This is a genomic window from Streptomyces sp. NPDC054841 (assembly GCF_053611045.1).
Genome location: NZ_JBSGZO010000156.1, coordinates 1 through 17,197, shown reverse-complemented (window position 1 = coordinate 17,197; position 17,197 = coordinate 1). Strand labels below are relative to the sequence as shown.

Sequence of the window (17,197 nt, the reverse complement as noted above, 5' to 3'; positions counted from 1 at the left end):
GTCTTCGTCAGCCCTTCTTGATCTCCCAGAAGCGGAAGACCGTCGACGCGTCGAGCGTCCACTCCAGACCGGTGATGTTGCCGTTGAAGACGGCGTACTGCCTGCCCTGCCACAGCGGGAGGATCGGCAGATCCTCGGCGACGAGGTCCTGGAGCTTTGCGAACTTGTCGCTCGTGGCCGAGCGGTCCGTCACGGCCGCGGTCTCCGGGATGATCTTCCCGGAGATCTGCTTGTTCTCGTAGCCGTTGCCGAGGACGTTGCCCTCGCCGAAGAACGGCTGGGTGAAGTTGTCGGCGTCCGGGTAGTCGGGGACCCAGCCCTTCACGTAGACGCCGTACTTACCGGCCTGGATGTCCTTCTCGTACTGCTCGAACTGGACGGACTTGACGTCCGCCTCGAACAGCCCGCTCTTGTTGAGCTGCTGCGCGATCGCCCGCATCTCCAGGTCGGTGGCGGGACCGTAGCGGCTCGGCGTCGACCAGAGAGTGATCTTCACCTTCTCGTCGATGCCGGCGGAGCGCAGGGCCTTGCGGGCCTTGTCGGGCTGCGGGCTGCCGCCGTAGCGGTCGAAGAAGGCGGTGTTGTGGCCGGCGATTCCGGCCGGGATGATCGAGTGCAGCGGCTCGGCCGTGCCCTTGTAGACGTCCCGGACCAGGGCGTCGCGGTCCACGAGATAGGCGAAGGCCTTGCGGACGGCGAGCTTGCCGGCGACCGGGTCCTTCATGTTGAAGACCAGGTGCTGGACCTCGGCGCTGCCGCCCTCGACGACCTCGATGCCCTGCTCGCCGGCCGCCACGGATCCCTGGAGCCCGTCGATGTCGTGCGCGGTCAGTCCTCGGTAGGCGACATCGACATCGCCCTTCTTGAGCGCGGAGCCGAGGCCCTGCTGGTCGCCCCGGAAGAAGGTGAGGGTGACGCCGGTGTTCCTCACCTGCGCGGTGCCCTTGTACTGGGGGTTGACCGAGAAGACCGCCTCCTTCTCGCTGAAGGAGTCGAGCTTGTAGGGACCGGAGCCGACCGCCTTGCCGTCGGTACGCAGGGATCCGGCCTGGTACTCGCGGTGGTCCACGATGGATCCCGCACCCGAGGCGATCTTGCTGGGGAAGGTGGCGTCGGGCACCTTCAGCCGGAAGACGACCGTCCGGTCGTCGGGGGTCTCGATGCTGTCGATCGTGGAGAGCAGCGGCCCCGGGCCGGAGTCACTGCCGATCTTCAGCGCCCGCTCGAAGGAGAACTTGACGTCCTTCGAGGTCAGGCTGTTGCCGTTGCTGAACGTGAGGCCCTCGCGCAGCGTGCAGCGGTACACGGTGCTGCCGCTGCTGTCGAAGTTGCACTTCTCCGCGGCCTCGGGCTGCGGGGTCGAGCCGCCCTTGGGGAAGCTCAGCAGGGACTGGAAGACGTTGTTGAACAGCAGCCACGAACCCGGGTCGTAGCCGTCCGCGGGGTCCGTGGCGAGGACGTCGTCGGAAATGCCGACGGCCACCCGGACGCCGTCGCCGTCGGAGCCGTCACCCGGCTCCGAGCCGCAGCCCGCCAGCAGGACAGCGGACAGACCCGCGGCGAGCGGAGCCGTCGTTCTCTTGAGTCGTGCCTTCACAGATCCTTGCCTCTTGCTCTCGTGGCCGCGCCCTTCGCGGCCGGGGTGATGAAGGTCAGGCGGTGCCGCGCTCGAGTTCCCACAACTGGAGGTCGGAGGAGGAGTTCAGCGTCCACTCGACGCCGTTGATGTCCGTCCGGGCGGCGACGTACTGCTTGCCCTGCCACAGCGGCAGCACCGGCACATCATTGGCGACGATGTCCTGCAGCTTGGTGAAGGGGGCGGATGCGGCGCTGCGGTCGGCCTCGCGGCGGGACTGCGGGATGAGCTGATCGCGCGCGGCGGTGCTCACATAGGGGGTGTTGAGGAAGTTGTCCTTGTCCAGGAACGGGGCGATGAAGTTGTCCGGGTCCGGGAAGTCGGGGAACCAGCCGAGGCCGTAGACGGCGTACTCGCCGCGCTTCTGGGCGGGCCGGAACTTGGCCCACTCGGTGCCCTTGACGGTGACGTCGAAGAGCGCGGTGGCGTTCAGCTGGTCACGCAGCGCCGTGAACTCCTTGGCCGTGCCGGATCCGTAGCGGTCGCTGGTGTAGTGCAGGGTGAGCTTCACCGGGGTGGTGATCCCGGCGTCGCCGAGGATGCCGGCGGCCTTCTTGCGGTCCGGCCTGCCGTACTTGTTGAAGAACGCGTTGGTGTGGCCGGTGATGCTCGACGGGACCAGCGAGTACAGCGGCTGGGCGGTGGCACCGTAGACATTGCCCGCGATCCGGTCACGGTCGACGACGGAGGCCATGGCCTGACGGACCGCCTTGTCCTTCACGGACGGGTCCTTGGTGTTGAAGCCGAGGTAGCGGATCTCCAGGCCGGGCATCTCGCTCAGCTCGATGTCGTCCTTGGGGTGCTCGGTGAGGTCCTTGATCTGCTCCGGGGACATCACACGGGCCATCATGTCGATCTCACCGGACTCGAGCGCCGTGCCCATGGAGTCGGCGTCGGGGTACGAGCGGAGCTCGACCTTGTCGTTGCGGACCTTCAGATCGCCCTTGTAAGCGGGGTTCTTGGTGAAGACCGCCCTGACGAGCTTCTCGCCGTCGGTCTGGGCCGTCATGGTGTACGGGCCGGAGCCGTCGATCTGGAAGCCGTCGCGGAGCTTCTTCCCGTCGTACGCGTCACGGCTGAGGATGCCGGCGACGGGCGTGGAGAGCTTGTACGGGAACGTGGCGTCGGGCGTGCTGAGGTGGAAGACGATTTCCTTCTCGCCCTTGACCTCGATGGTGTCGATGTTGGCGAGAAGCGCGGCCGCACCGTTGTCGGACTTGATGTCGAGTACGCGCTCGATGGAGAACTTCACGTCCTCGGCGGTGACGGGCTTGCCGTTCGCGAAGGTCAGGCCGTCACGGAGAGTGCAGCGGAAGCTCTCGCTCTCGGTGTCCGTGAATCCGCAGCGGGACGCGGCCTCGGGCACCGGCCGACCGCCGCCGCGGGGGACGTGCATCAGTGTCTGTACGGTCTGGCGCAGGACGTTCCAGGCACCGGTGTCGTACGCGTAGGCCGGGTCGAAGGGTGCAGGAGCATCGCCGGTCGCGACGAACTGGTCCGTGGTGCCCACGACTATGGCGTCGCCTCCGCCGGAGCCGCCGGGCGTGGTGCCACAGGCGGCGAGTGCGGGGGCGAGCAGGCCGATCACGGCCGGCAGCACCAGAGTCTTGCGGTTCATCCTGGACGTTCTCCCTCGATCCCTCACTGGGATACAGCGGTGTTACGGGACACTCCGCCGCACCGCCCGGTCGGGGCGGTGCGATCGGGCCGGGATACAGAGCGATCGGTGCGGCTGCCGCGGCGACTTGGGTGGTCTCCGAGGCGCGTCGTTGCTGCGGCGAAGTTCTCGCGATGAGATTAGTGGGCCGCGCCATGAATGCTGGACCAGGCCGAAGTTGAGGCGTAAGCGCCTGGTGATCAGGCATGACGGGATGTCGATATCCACGCGCCGGAATGATTCGTACACCTCCCCACCAATCCGGACACATGGGCACGCCCGAAGCACCCCAGACCGGGCCCCGAAGGTCTGGACCGGCTACTTATGCAAAGCACCGAGTGGTGATGAGTGACGAACGTCACGCCGATGCGTGGTTACGGAAAATGCACGGCCTGCTGCCGAGAGTTTCCGGCGTAATTCGTATACACGCTCGGTGAAAGGGTCAGTTCATTCGCGTGATCAATGTGCGCAGAAACGTCAGGTCGACTTCCTCGAGCGAACCGACGACGATCCGTCCGTCGGCGGGCGCGATCGGCGCGACGGACGGGACCGCGACGACCCGGCAGCCGGCCGCCTCGGCGGCGGCCACGCCCGTGGCGGTGTCCTCGATGACGGCGCATCTGGAGGGTTCGGCTCCGAGCCCCCGGGCCGCGAGGAGGTACGGGTCGGGGTGCGGCTTCGTCCGGACCACCTCGTCACCCGCGACGGTGAGGGCGAAGCGGTCGCGTCCGAGGGAGGCCAGGACGCGGTCGATGATGCGCCGGTGGGAGGCGGAGACGAGAGCGGTGGGTACGTTGTGCGCGGCCAGCTCGGCGAGCAGGCGCTCGGCGCCCGGCATCAGCGGCACTCCGCGGCCGATGCGGTTCTCGAAGCGTTCGTTGAGCAGCACGGTCAGTTCGGCGAGGGTGATGTCCGCGCCGGTCGCCTCGATGAGGTAGCCCGCGCTGCGGGTCATCGGCCCGCCGACCACCACGTCGCGCCAGGCCTCGTCCAGGTCATGGCCGAGGTCCGCGAAGACCTCCACCTCGGCGTCCCACCAGAAGCCCTCGGTGTCCACGAGGGTGCCGTCCATGTCGAGGAACACCGCCTGCAGGGCGGAGCCCCCGGCCGTGCGGGTCAAGGACGCGGGGACCGTACTGGTCATCCGGCACACCTCCATGAGGGAAGAGAAGGCCGGCCGCCCTCCCGGTGGAGGGAGGACGACCGGCCTGCACTGGACCGACCAGTGTACGACGCTCGCCGCCGAAGTGCGCGGCACGCCACCCCGGGGCCCCGAATCTCGCGGACTCCCGGACCCCGGCGGCGCCCTATCGGGCGTTGAAGTACTTCGCCTCGGGGTGGTGGATGACGATCGCGTCGGTCGACTGCTCGGGGTGGAGCTGGAACTCCTCGGAGAGCTTGACGCCGATCCGCTCGGGTTCGAGCAGCTCCGCGATCTTCGCTCGGTCCTCCAGATCCGGGCACGCTCCGTAACCGAGGGAGAAGCGGGCGCCCCGGTACTTCAGCGCGAACATGTCCTCGACGTCCGCCGGGTCCTCCGCGGCGAAGCCGAGCTCGGCGCGGACCCGGGCGTGCCAGTACTCGGCGAGCGCCTCGGCCAGCTGGACGGAGAGTCCGTGCAGTTCGAGGTAGTCGCGGTACGAGTCGGACGCGAAGAGCTTGGCCGTGGCGTCGCCGATCCTGGAGCCGACGGTGACGACCTGCAGCCCGACGACGTCGCGCTCACCGGACTCCTCCGGGCGGAAGAAGTCGGCGAGGCACAGCCGGCGGCCGCGTCGCTGGCGCGGGAAGGTGAAGCGGGTGCGCTCGGAGCCGTCTTCGTTGAGCAGGATCAGGTCGTCGCCCTTGGACACGCAGGGGAAGTAGCCGTAGACGACGGCCGCCTCCAGCATGTTCTGGGTGTGCAGCTGGTCCAGCCAGCCGCGCAGCCGCGGACGGCCCTCGGTCTCCACCAGCTCCTCGTAGGTGGGGCCGTCGCCGGTACGGGCCTGCTTGAGGCCCCACTGGCCCTTGAACAGCGCGCCCTCGTCGAGCCAGGAGGCGTACTCCTTGAGCTGGATGCCCTTGACGACCCGGGTGCCCCAGAAGGGCGGCTCGGGGACGCGGTTGTCGGTGGCGACGTCGGAGCGTACGGCTCCTTCGCCGACGCCCTCGTCGACGACCGCGGCCGTCGTGGCCCGGACCCGGCGCTGCTTGAGCTCGGGAAGGGCGGCGCCGGGGACGCCGCGCTTGACCGCGATCAGGGCGTCCATCAGGCGCAGGCCCTCGAACGCGTCGCGGGCGTAGCGGACCTCGCCCTCGTAGATCTCGTGCAGGTCCTGCTCGACGTAGGCGCGGGTGAGGGCCGCGCCGCCGAGGATCACCGGGTATTCGGCCGCCAGCTTGCGCTGGTTCAGCTCCTCCAGGTTCTCCTTCATGATCACGGTGGACTTCACCAGGAGACCGGACATGCCGATGACATCGGCCCTGTGCTCCTCGGCGGCTTCCAGGATCGCGGAGACGGGCTGCTTGATGCCCAGGTTGACGACGTTGTAGCCGTTGTTGGAGAGGATGATGTCCACGAGGTTCTTGCCGATGTCGTGGACGTCGCCGCGGACGGTGGCGAGCACGATGGTGCCCTTGCCCTCGGCGTCCGACTTCTCCATGTGCGGTTCCAGGTAGGCCACCGCGGACTTCATGACCTCGGCGGACTGCAGGACGAACGGCAGCTGCATCTGGCCGGAGCCGAACAGCTCGCCGACGACCTTCATGCCCTCCAGGAGGGTGTCGTTGACGATGTCGAGCGCGAGCCGGTCCTGGAGTGCCTCGTCGAGGTCGGCCTCCAGGCCGTTCTTCTCACCGTCGATGATGCGGCGCTTCAGGCGCTCCTCCAGCGGCAGGGCGAGGAGTTCCTCGGTCTTGCCGGCCTTCAGCGACTTGGTGTTGACCCCCTCGAACAGCTCCATGAGCTTCTGGAGCGGGTCGTAGCCCTCGGAGCGCCGGTCGTAGATCAGGTCGAGGGCGGTGGTGACCTGCTCGTCGTCGAAGCGGGCGATCGGGAGGATCTTGCTCGCGTGCACGATCGCCGAGTCGAGGCCCGCCTTCACACACTCGTCGAGGAAGACGGAGTTGAGCAGGATGCGGGCGGCCGGGTTGAGGCCGAAGGAGATGTTGGACAGACCCAGGGTGGTCTGCACCTCGGGATGGCGGCGCTTGAGTTCGCGGATGGCCTCGATCGTGGCGATGCCGTCCTTGCGGGACTCCTCCTGACCGGTGCAGATGGTGAAGGTCAGCGTGTCGATGAGGATGTCGGACTCGTGGATGCCCCAGTTGGCGGTGAGGTCCGTGATGATCCGCTCGGCGATGGCGACCTTGTTCTCGACGGTGCGGGCCTGGCCCTCCTCGTCGATGGTGAGCGCGATGAGAGCGGCGCCGTGTTCCTGCGCCAGCCGGGTGACCTTCGCGAACCGGGACTCCGGCCCGTCGCCGTCCTCGTAGTTGACCGAGTTGATCACGGCACGGCCGCCGAGCTTCTCCAGGCCGGCGCGGATGACATCGACCTCGGTCGAGTCCAGCACGATGGGGAGCGTGGAGGCGGTCGCGAAACGGCCGGCCAGCTCCTCCATGTCGGCGACACCGTCGCGGCCGACGTAGTCGACGCAGAGGTCGAGCATGTGGGCGCCTTCGCGGATCTGGTCGCGGGCCATCTCCACACAGTCGTCCCAGCGGCCCTCCAGCATGGCCTCGCGGAACTTCTTCGAGCCGTTGGCGTTCGTCCGCTCGCCGATCGCCATGTACGACGTGTCCTGGCGGAACGGCACGGTCTGGTAGAGCGAGGCGGCGCCCGGCTCGGGGCGCGGCTCGCGCCGGGTCGGGGCGAGGTCACGGACGCGCTCGACGACCTGGCGCAGATGCTCCGGGGTCGTACCGCAGCAGCCGCCGACCAGGGAGAGCCCGTATTCGCGGACGAACGTCTCCTGGGCGTCGGCCAGCTCGGTGGCGGAGAGCGGGTAGTGCGCCCCGTCCTTCCCGAGCACCGGCAGACCGGCGTTCGGCATGCAGGAGAGGGGGATGCGGGAGTGGCGGGCGAGATAGCGCAGGTGCTCGCTCATCTCGGCCGGACCGGTGGCGCAGTTCAGCCCGATCATGTCGATGCCGAGCGGCTCCAGGGCGGTGAGGGCCGCGCCGATCTCGGAGCCGAGGAGCATGGTGCCGGTGGTCTCGACGGTGACCGAGCAGATCAGCGGCAGGTTCGTGCCGGTGGCGTCCAGGGCGCGGCGGGCACCGATGATCGAGGCCTTGGTCTGCAGCAGGTCCTGGGTGGTCTCGACGAGCAGCGCGTCGGCACCGCCCGCGATCATGCCTTCGGCGTTCTGCTGGTAGGCGTCGCGGAGCGTGGTGTACGGGGCGTGGCCGAGGGTGGGCAGCTTGGTGCCGGGGCCCATGGAGCCGAGCACCCAGCGCTGCTGTCCCGAAGAGACGGTGTACTCGTCGGCGACCTCGCGGGCGATACGGGCGCCGGCCTCGGACAGCTCGTACACCCGCTCGGGGATGTCGTACTCCCCCAGCGCGGCGAAGTTCGCTCCGAAGGTGTTCGTCTCGACGCAGTCGACGCCGACCTCGAAGTAGGCGGAGTGGACCGAGCGGACGATGTCCGGGCGGGTCACGTTGAGGATCTCGTTGCAGCCCTCGAGGTCCTGGAAGTCGTCGAGGGTGGGGTCCTGCGCCTGGAGCATCGTGCCCATCGCCCCGTCGGCGACGACCACACGGGTGGCCAGCGCCGCGCGGAGGGCGTCGGCACGGGTCCTGCTGTCGGTGGACGTACCACTGCCTGCGGGCGTACCACTGCCTGCGGAAGTCGGGCTGTCGGCGGAGGGGGTCGGCAACGAGGCCATGGAATGTGCTCCCTGGGATGCGACGGCTGTCGGCTTTGCGGCTTCCTGCGGAAGGCGCACTCGGTCAGCGTAGCCGGGCACGGTCGCGCACGGCGGCCCGGTCCAGGGGGTGGACTCCGTGTGATCCCGGTGATGACCGGGTGCGCAGCGTCTTGACACACCGTTCCGGCAGTAACACTGATTCGGTATCGGCCGATAGTGTTCAGCATTGTCGAACGATGTCGGGGAGAAGGGCCGCAACGATGGCGAAGAACATCCAGTCACTTGAACGGGCGGCGGCGATGCTGCGACTGCTCGCGGGTGGCGAGCGCCGTCTCGGACTGTCCGACATCGCGTCCTCGCTGGACCTGGCCAAGGGCACGGCCCACGGCATCCTGCGCACCCTCCAGGCCGAGGGCTTCGTCGAGCAGGACCCGGCCTCGGGCCGCTACCAGCTGGGGGCGGAGTTGCTGCGCCTCGGCAACAGCTATCTGGACGTGCACGAGCTGCGGGCCCGTGCACTGGTCTGGACGGACGACCTGGCCCGCTCCAGCGGCGAGAGCGTCCACCTGGGCGTGCTGCACCAGCACGGCGTGCTCATCGTCCACCACGTCTTCCGGCCGGACGACAGCCGGCAGGTGCTGGAGGTCGGCGCCATGCAGCCGCTGCACTCGACGGCACTGGGGAAGGTGCTGGCGGCGTACGACCCGGTGGCGCACACCGAGGCCCTGGAGGTCGACCGCACGGCGTTCACGCCGCGCACACTGACCACCCTGAAGGACTTCGAGGGCGTGCTGGCCCTGACCCGGGCGCGGGGCTGGGGCGCCGACGTCGAGGAGACCTGGGAGGGCGTCGCCGCGGTGGCCGCGCCCATCCACGACCGGCGCCGGATGCCGGTCGGCGCGGTGGCCATCACGGGCGCCGTCGAGCGGGTCTGCGCGGGCGAGGAGCTGCGGTCCGAGCTGGTCGCGGCGGTACGGGACTGTGCCCGCGCGGTCTCCAGGGACCTGGGCGCCGGTCGGTTCTGACGTTCACGGCGGGCGATTCCGCCCGTTCCGGCGCACCATCGATAACGAAACGGGTTTCAGCCACACAACCCTTGACGTCGCATTAACCGGAGGGCAAAACTGCCGTTCATCGGTCGGCATTGTCGAACACCTACCGGCAATAAGCGCTAGAGTGTGGCAACGCCAAGGGCCGGCATCGCTCTCACCCCCGAGGGCGCGGACCACGGAGGGACCCGTTGGTTCGCCTTCCCCTGGACGAAGGACAAAGGAGTCGCGGGTGTCCAGCTCCGACATCTTCATCGGCGAGATCATTGGTACCGCCGTACTCATCCTGCTCGGCGCCGGCGTTGTCGCCGCCGTCGTACTCAAGCGCTCGAAGGCGCAGAACGCCGGCTGGGTCGCCATCACCTTCGGGTGGGGCTTCGCAGTCCTGACCGCGGTCTACATCTCGGCCCCCCTGTCGGGTGCCCACCTCAACCCGGCGGTCACGCTCGGTATCGCGATCACCAGCGGGGACTGGAGCAACGTCCCCATCTACTTCGCGGGCCAGCTGATCGGCGCCATGCTCGGCGCATTCCTGGCCTGGGTCGCCTACTACGGCCAGTTCAGGGCACATCTGACGGACCCGGAGATCATCTCCGCGCCGCCGCACGAGGAGGGCCTGGTCACCGAGACGGCCGCCCCGAATGCCGGTCCGGTGCTCGGCATCTTCTCCACCGGCCCCGAGATCCGCGTCGCCTGGCAGAACCTCGCCACCGAAATCATCGGCACAGCCGTGCTCGTCCTTGCGGTCCTCACCCAGGGCCTCAACAACAGCGGCAAGGGCCTCGGCACCGTCGGCGGACTGATGGTCGCCCTCGTCGTCGTCGGCATCGGCCTCTCGCTCGGCGGCCCCACCGGATACGCCATCAACCCGGCCCGTGACCTGGGCCCGCGCATCGTGCACGCCCTGCTCCCGCTGCCGAACAAGGGCGGCTCCGACTGGGGGTACTCCTGGATCCCCGTCGTGGGACCGCTGATCGGTGGCGCGCTTGCCGCGGGTATCTACCAGATCGCGTTCGCCTGAGCCGCACGTCCTTCCCTCAGACTTTCAGGAGCACACCGTGACCGACGCACACACCGCCGGCCCCTTCATCGCGGCCATCGACCAGGGCACCACCTCGTCCCGCTGCATCGTCTTCGACAAGGACGGCCGGATCGTCTCCGTCGACCAGAAGGAGCACGAGCAGATCTTCCCGAAGCCGGGCTGGGTCGAGCACAACGCCACCGAGATCTGGACCAATGTCCAGGAGGTCGTCGCCGGCGCCATCAACAAGGCCGGCATCACCGCCGCCGACGTCAAGGCCGTCGGCATCACCAACCAGCGCGAGACCACTCTCCTCTGGGACAAGAACACCGGTGAGCCCGTCCACAACGCCATCGTCTGGCAGGACACCCGCACCGACGCGCTCTGCAAGGAACTCGGCCGCAACGTCGGCCAGGACCGCTTCCGCCGCGAGACCGGCCTGCCGCTGGCGAGCTACTTCTCCGGCCCCAAGGTCCGCTGGCTGCTGGACAACGTCGAGGGCCTGCGTGAGCGCGCCGAGCGCGGCGAGATCCTCTTCGGCACCATGGACTCCTGGGTCATCTGGAACCTCACGGGCGGTGTCGACGGCGGCCACCACGTCACCGACGTCACCAACGCCTCGCGCACCATGCTGATGAACCTCCACACCATGGAGTGGGACGAGAAGATCGCCCAGTCCATGGAGGTCCCCATGGAGGTGCTGCCGGAGATCCGCTCGTCCGCCGAGGTGTACGGCCACGTCAAGGGCGGCGTCCTGGACGGCATCCCGGTCGCCTCCGCGCTGGGTGACCAGCAGGCCGCACTGTTCGGCCAGACGTGTTTCGCCGAGGGCGAGGCGAAGTCCACGTACGGCACCGGCACCTTCCTGCTGATGAACACCGGCGACAAGATCATCAACTCCTACTCGGGGCTCATCACCACCGTCGGGTACAAGATCGGCGACCAGCCGCCCGTGTACTCGCTGGAAGGCTCCATCGCCGTCACCGGCGCGCTCGTCCAGTGGATGCGCGACCAGATGGGCCTGATCAACTCCGCCCCCGAGATCGAGACGCTCGCCGCGTCCGTCGAGGACAACGGCGGCGCGTACTTCGTCCCGGCCTTCTCCGGTCTCTTCGCCCCGTACTGGCGCTCCGACGCCCGCGGTGTGATCGCCGGACTCACCCGGTACGTCACCAAGGCGCACATCGCGCGCGCCGTTCTCGAGGCAACCGCCTGGCAGACCCGTGAGATCACGGACGCCATGACCAAGGACTCCGGTGTCGAGCTGACCGCGCTCAAGGTCGACGGCGGAATGACATCCAACAACCTGCTGATGCAGACCCTCTCGGACTTCCTGGACGCCCCCGTGGTGCGCCCGATGGTCGCCGAGACCACCTGCCTCGGCGCCGCCTACGCCGCCGGCCTGGCCGTCGGCTTCTGGCCGGACACCGACGCTCTTCGCGCCAACTGGCGCCGGGCCGCCGAGTGGACCCCCCACATGGATGCCGACAAGCGTGAGCGCGAGTACAAGGACTGGCTCAAGGCCGTCGAACGGACCATGGGCTGGATCGAGCACGACGAGAGCTGATTGGAGCTATCGACAATGACCACCCTGCAGAGCGTCCCCACCCTGGGGACGCACCCGGCCTCCGGTTCCCTGCCGAGCCGCGCCGAGACCCGGGAGCAGCTTGCCAAGGCGACATACGACCTCCTGGTGATCGGCGGCGGCATCCTGGGCATCTCCACTGCCTGGCATGCCGCGCAGGCCGGGCTGCGGGTGGCGCTGGTGGACGCCGGTGACTTCGCCGGCGCCACCTCCTCCGCCTCCTCCAAGCTGCTCCACGGCGGTCTGCGCTATCTGCAGACCGGCGCGGTGAAGCTGGTCGCGGAGAACCACTTCGAGCGGCGTGCGGTCTCCCGCCAGGTGGCCCCGCACCTGGCCAACCCGCTCACCTTCTATCTGCCGGTCTACAAGGGCGGACCGCACGGCGCGGCCAAGCTCGGCGCGGGCGTCTTCGCGTACTCGGCGCTCTCCGCGTTCGGCGACGGCGTCGGTCACGTCATATCCGCGGCGAAGGCGCAGCGTGACGTGCCCGAGCTGCGTACGGAGAATCTGAAGGCCGTCGCCGTGTACGGCGACGACCAGATGAACGACTCCCGGATGGCGCTGATGACGGTCCGCGCGGCCGTCGAGGCGGGCGCCGTCGTCCTCAACCACGCCGAGGTCACCGGGCTGCGCTTCACCAAGGGCCGGGTGACGGGCGCGGAGCTCAAGGACCGTACGGACGGCACCGAGTTCGGTGTCGGCGCCCGGCTCGTGCTGAACGCGACCGGCCCGTGGGTGGATCACCTGCGGAAGATGGAGGACCCGAACGCGGCACCCTCCATCCGGCTGTCCAAGGGCGCGCACCTGGTGCTGAAGCGCACCTCCCCGTGGAAAGCCGCCCTCGCCACCCCGATCGACAAGTACCGCATCACCTTCGCCCTCCCCTGGGAGGACATGCTGCTGCTCGGTACGACCGACGAGGAGTACGAGGGCGACCCGGCGGATGTCGCGGTCAACGAGAAGGACATCACCCAGATCCTGGACGAGGCCGCCTTCTCCATCCGCGACCAGCAGCTGTCCCGCGATCTGATCACGTACTCCTTCGCGGGTCTGCGGGTGCTGCCGGGGGGTCCCGGCGACACCTCGAAGGCCAAGCGCGAGACGGTCGTCACCGAGGGCCGCGGCGGCATGCTGTCCGTGGCCGGCGGCAAGTGGACGACCTTCCGCCACATCGGCCGTACGGTGATGAACAAGCTGGCCGAGCTGCCGGGCCGGCCGCTCGCCGACGACATGGAGCCGATCTCGCAGCTGCCGAAGAAGCTCCCGCTGCCCGGCATCGCCAACCCGCGGGCGGTCGCCCACCGTCTGCTGGTGGACGGTCCCGCACCCGGCCCCCGCATGGCCGCGGACACGGCGCGCCACCTGGCCACGCACTACGGCTCGCTGTCCTTCGACATCGCACGGCTGGCGAACGACAACCCCGAGCTGGCCGAGCGCATCCACCCGGACGCACCCGAGATCTGGGCGCAGGTCGTCTACGCGCGCGACCACGAGTGGGCCGAGACGGCGGACGACGTGCTGCGCCGCCGTACGACGCTGACGATACGGGGGCTGGACACGGAGGACGTCCGGGCCAGGGTCACGGACCTGCTGAACGGCAAGTAGCCGCAGGGCGGGGCGCATTCGAGGGGCGGCTGCCGCGAGAGAGCCGCCCCTCACTCCTGTCATCGCCCCTCACTCCTGCCATCGCCCCTCACTCCTGCCATCTGCCGCCTGAGAAACGGCGGAGGGCGTCGACGATGTCGGGTGGCATGGCGGGACGGATGTGCAACGGCATCACCAGGTACCAGCCGCCCCGGCCGCGGAAGACCGCGGGCGGCTCGGGCGCACCCGGCCGCAGTCGCACGTGCGGACCGTACGTCCGCTGGTTCCTGCCCCGGATGACGACCTGGCGCACGCTCACGGCGACGACATCGCGCCAGGCGTACGAGGCGCTGCGCCGGCCGAGGCCGGCGGTGACTCCGTAGGGGTCGATCCGCAGGGTCATGCGCACCTTCGGCAGCAGGAACGCCACGATGTTGATCGAGAGCGCCAGGCAGGGCCACAGGAGCACGCTGGTCCAGCCGATCCAGGTGTCCCAGTTGCCGGTCACGGCGGTACGCATCAGTGCGACCACCGCGAAGACTCCGCACGGCACCCAGTGGCCCAGGGGCAACCGGCGTTCACGTCCCGAGAGCACGTACTCCCGGTCGTTGGAGACGACGGTCCAGCCGGGCAGGCTGTGCATCGGCGGCATGGCGTCGAGGATCTCCGAGAACCTGGGCAGCGGCTCCGAGACCGCAGGCCCGGGGACGGGCCGCCGAGGCTGTGGCCCGGTGACCGTGAGCGGCTGCTGTCCGGGTGCCGCGACGGCCGCCCTCGGCTCCGGCCGCGGCGCGAGGTGCTCCTGCAGTCTGAGGTGGCGGAAACGGTAGGTTCCGCCGTGCCGCTGGAGCAGTCCCGCTCCGTGCGCGTCGCGCAGGAACTCCATCAGTGACCACGGCACCCGTCCGAGGACGGCGAGCCACGCCTTGGAGACGACCCAGAGGCTCCACGGACTCAGCAGAGCGAGCACCAGTGCCGCGCCGGTGAAGCCCTTGGCGAAGGCGACCCCCGCGTCCACGGCACCGTGGCCGGTCAGCAGGCGATGCGCTCCGGTACCCAGGCCGATCAGCGGGGCGACGAGGGCGAGGGTGAGCAGGGCGGTGCGGCGCTCACTGGTCAGCAAGGTGTCGGGGGTCGCCGCGTCGGTGGTGTCCGACGGCGCCGCGATCACCACCATCAGCAGGGTCGGCAGGACGAAGCCGAGGACGGCCTGGGCCGTGAAAGCGTCCGGATCGTGCGTGCTCAGGGCGGACCACAGAAGCAGCAGGCTGGGCACGAGCAGGACGGCGGCAGCAGTCAGGCCACGGCGCACGGAGACCGGGCGCGACGCGGAGCGCAGGGCCGCCCCCGAACGGAACGGGTTGGCCCGGCGGCGCGGCTCGCCGAACCGGTCGCCGAACCAGTACAGCTGGGCCACCCGGATCCCTGAGCCGAACACGAACCCGCCGAACACGTAGTTCCGCTCGAACAGATCGATACGGAAGTACACCGGGTCACCGTGGTGGTCCTGGACCCAGGCCGAGGCCGCGAGCACGGACTCGGTCGCCGCGATCCCGAGGGCCAGGAGCGTCGGCACGGCAAGCAGCCGGGCCGCGGTCGCCCTGTTCAGGTGCCACCAGGCGAACTCGGACGTGCGGCGGCGCTGCAGCTCGCGCGCCAGGAATGCCAGCCATCCGCGGGCCCGGGCCGGGTTCCAGCCGCCCGGGGCGTGCAGACGCTCGCTGTCGGAGGCACGGGGCTCGAAGGCGGCCGGGATCACCGCGTCCATCAGGTGCTTCTCGACGGCTTCCCGGGTGGGGAGCGCGGCGCGGTCCGTGAGATGCGCCGGGTCGGTGTGCCGGCGGCGGTAGGCGCGGCGGGCCAGCCAGATCATCAGGGGTGTGGACAGGGCCTGGCCGAGGGGGCCTTCGGGATGGTCGGCCAGCTCGTCGACGACCGGTCCCCACTGGGCGTGCCGTTCCGGGGGTGCCGTCCGCAGCAGATGGACGGCGGCGGCGCGCTGCCGGACCGGCAGCGCCTCGATGTCGGAAGCTCCTTCGAGCCGCTGCTCCAGGGCCCGGTACTGCTCGGTTCGAGAGGCCAGCACACAGCCCAGCCGTCGGGGCGCCGCGTTCAGTTCGCGGACGACGGCGACGCGGCGGTGCTCCGGCAGTTCGTCGAGTCCGTCGAGGACGGCGAGAATCCGGCCGTCCCGGACCAGGCGCCTGGCCGGGTGCACGCCGTCCAGCCGGGGCAGCCCCGGGTGGTCCGTGGTGATGCGCGTGATGAGCCAGTCCGCGAACGCCACGTTCTCCGCGTCCCACGACTCCAGCGAGAGGAGGACCGGTACGGGCACCGTGCGGTCGCCCGCCGCTGCCCGGGTGACGTCGCCGAGATGACGTCCGGCCAGCAGCAGGGCCGTCATGGCGAGCAAGGTCGACTTTCCGGAGCCCGGGCCGCCGAGCACGACCAGGCGGCGGACGGGGAGGTCCTGAAGCCTGTCCACGACGGCGTCGGCGCGGTCGCTGCGTACCGCACGTGCCTCGTCGCCGGCGTCGCGCCCGTCACCGCCGTCGGCGCCCGCCGGGTCGCCGGACCGCGGCCCGGCGGCCCAGCGGGCGAGGAAGCGCACGGACAGCGGGGACTCCATGTCGCCCAGCTCCCAGGCGGCGACCTCGGCCGACCACTGGGCATGCACGGCGCGGGCGAGCTCCTCGGCGGCCGTGTCCACGGGTGCGGCGGGAGCCGGCAGGTTGACGACGAGGTCGCCCCATACGTGGCCTGTCTGGATGAGGTACTCGACCGTGCTGTCCCGGACGATGTTGCGCACCTCGGTGGGCGGGCGCCAGTTGTTGCGCGAGTCCCGGGCGTCCCGAGCGCCCCACTCTCCCTGCTGGTCCCCCTCGTCCCGCCCGCCCCGCTCGCCCTGTCGAGTCCCCATGGGAAGGATTCTCATCGCCCGCACCAGAGCCCGTCAGGCGAATTCACGCGATTTCCCGCAGAGTTGAGAGGGCTGCCGGGCAGGGACGAGGGGCGTGCGCCGCTCACCGGGACCCGTTCCCCGCACTACGGCACACCTCAGCCCTCGGGAGCCGCATAATGAAACGCAGACATCGGATGTCTGAACGGGAGGCGGGCGCCATGGCTGTCACGGACGAGGCAATCGAGAAGATCAAGGGAATGATCGTCTCCGGCGCGCTGCGGCCGGGCGACCGGCTGCCCAAGGAGAGCGAACTCGCCGCCGAGCTTGGCCTGTCCCGGAACTCGCTGCGCGAGGCGGTGCGTGCGCTGTCGCTGATCCGCATCCTCGACGTACGCCAGGGAGACGGTACGTATGTGACCAGTCTGGACCCCCAGTTGCTGCTGGAGGCGCTGAGCTTCGTGGTGGACTTCCACCGGGACGACACCGTTCTGGAGTTCCTGGCCGTACGGCGCATTCTGGAGCCGGCCGCGACGGCGATGGCGGCGTCCCGGATCAGTGAGGCAGAGCTGGACGTGCTCAGCTCACAGCTGGACGCGCTGGGGCCGCAGCCGTCGGTGGAGGAACTGGTCGCCACGGACCTGGAGTTCCACCGCGGGATCGTCCAGTCCGCCGGCAACTCCGTGCTCTGCTCGCTACTGGACGGCCTCTCCGGGCCGACCACCCGGGCCCGGGTGTGGCGCGGGCTGACCCAGGAGGACGCGGTCAGCCGTACGCTCCACGAGCACCGGGCGATCCTGGCCGCGCTCCGCGACCGTGACGCCGAGGCGGCCCGGTCGTGGGCGACGGTGCACATCGCGAGCGTGGAGCAGTGGCTCCGGTCCACGCTGTGACGGGGGTCCGGGGGCAG

At 69.6% G+C, this 17,197-nt stretch carries 10 protein-coding genes; 5 read left to right on the top strand and 5 right to left on the bottom strand.

The window, feature by feature from the left end; translation table 11 throughout:
- Positions 1-7: 7 nt before the first annotated feature.
- From ACWGI8_RS21300 to metH, 4 genes are all read right to left on the bottom strand, one after another.
- Entirely contained in the window at positions 8-1,597 is a 1,590-nt protein-coding gene (locus ACWGI8_RS21300) for an ABC transporter substrate-binding protein (RefSeq protein WP_453663008.1), read from the bottom strand.
- A 55-nt stretch (positions 1,598-1,652) separates the two neighbouring features.
- The gene (locus ACWGI8_RS21295; protein WP_453663006.1) at positions 1,653-3,254 is read right to left on the bottom strand and encodes an ABC transporter substrate-binding protein; all 1,602 of its coding nucleotides are present in this window, start codon (positions 3,252-3,254) and stop codon (positions 1,653-1,655) included.
- A gap of 481 nt (positions 3,255-3,735) precedes the next feature.
- Positions 3,736-4,437: an HAD family hydrolase gene (locus ACWGI8_RS21290; RefSeq protein WP_453663004.1), complete on the bottom strand. Its 702-nt coding sequence runs from the start codon at positions 4,435-4,437 to the stop codon at positions 3,736-3,738.
- 163 nt (positions 4,438-4,600) lie between these two features.
- Entirely contained in the window at positions 4,601-8,167 is a 3,567-nt protein-coding gene (gene metH / locus ACWGI8_RS21285; protein ID WP_453663003.1) for a methionine synthase, read from the bottom strand.
- Between the two features lie 242 nt (positions 8,168-8,409).
- On the opposite strand from metH, the gene ACWGI8_RS21280 reads away from it, so the two are divergent.
- The 4 genes from ACWGI8_RS21280 (at position 8,410) to ACWGI8_RS21265 (ending at position 13,409) form a co-directional block, all read left to right on the top strand.
- The gene (locus tag ACWGI8_RS21280; protein ID WP_453663001.1) at positions 8,410-9,174 is read left to right on the top strand and encodes an IclR family transcriptional regulator; all 765 of its coding nucleotides are present in this window, start codon (positions 8,410-8,412) and stop codon (positions 9,172-9,174) included.
- A 256-nt stretch (positions 9,175-9,430) separates the two neighbouring features.
- Positions 9,431-10,219 (top strand): MIP/aquaporin family protein, encoded by a 789-nt coding sequence (locus ACWGI8_RS21275; RefSeq protein ID WP_453663000.1) that lies wholly within the window; start codon positions 9,431-9,433, stop codon positions 10,217-10,219.
- A 37-nt stretch (positions 10,220-10,256) separates the two neighbouring features.
- Entirely contained in the window at positions 10,257-11,786 is a 1,530-nt protein-coding gene (gene glpK, locus ACWGI8_RS21270) for a glycerol kinase GlpK (protein ID WP_453662999.1), read from the top strand.
- A 15-nt stretch (positions 11,787-11,801) separates the two neighbouring features.
- Positions 11,802-13,409, top strand: a complete 1,608-nt coding sequence (locus ACWGI8_RS21265) for an FAD-dependent oxidoreductase (protein WP_453662998.1) — start codon at positions 11,802-11,804, stop codon at positions 13,407-13,409.
- Positions 13,410-13,497: 88 nt separating this feature from the next.
- Here ACWGI8_RS21265 and ACWGI8_RS21260 read toward each other — a convergent pair whose 3' ends face one another.
- Positions 13,498-16,308, bottom strand: a complete 2,811-nt coding sequence (locus ACWGI8_RS21260; protein WP_453662996.1) for an NACHT domain-containing protein — start codon at positions 16,306-16,308, stop codon at positions 13,498-13,500.
- A gap of 200 nt (positions 16,309-16,508) precedes the next feature.
- On the opposite strand from ACWGI8_RS21260, the gene ACWGI8_RS21255 reads away from it, so the two are divergent.
- On the top strand, positions 16,509-17,180 hold the full coding sequence (locus ACWGI8_RS21255; RefSeq protein WP_453662995.1) for a FadR/GntR family transcriptional regulator: 672 nt from the start codon (positions 16,509-16,511) through the stop codon (positions 17,178-17,180).
- The last annotated feature ends 17 nt before the right edge of the window (positions 17,181-17,197 follow it).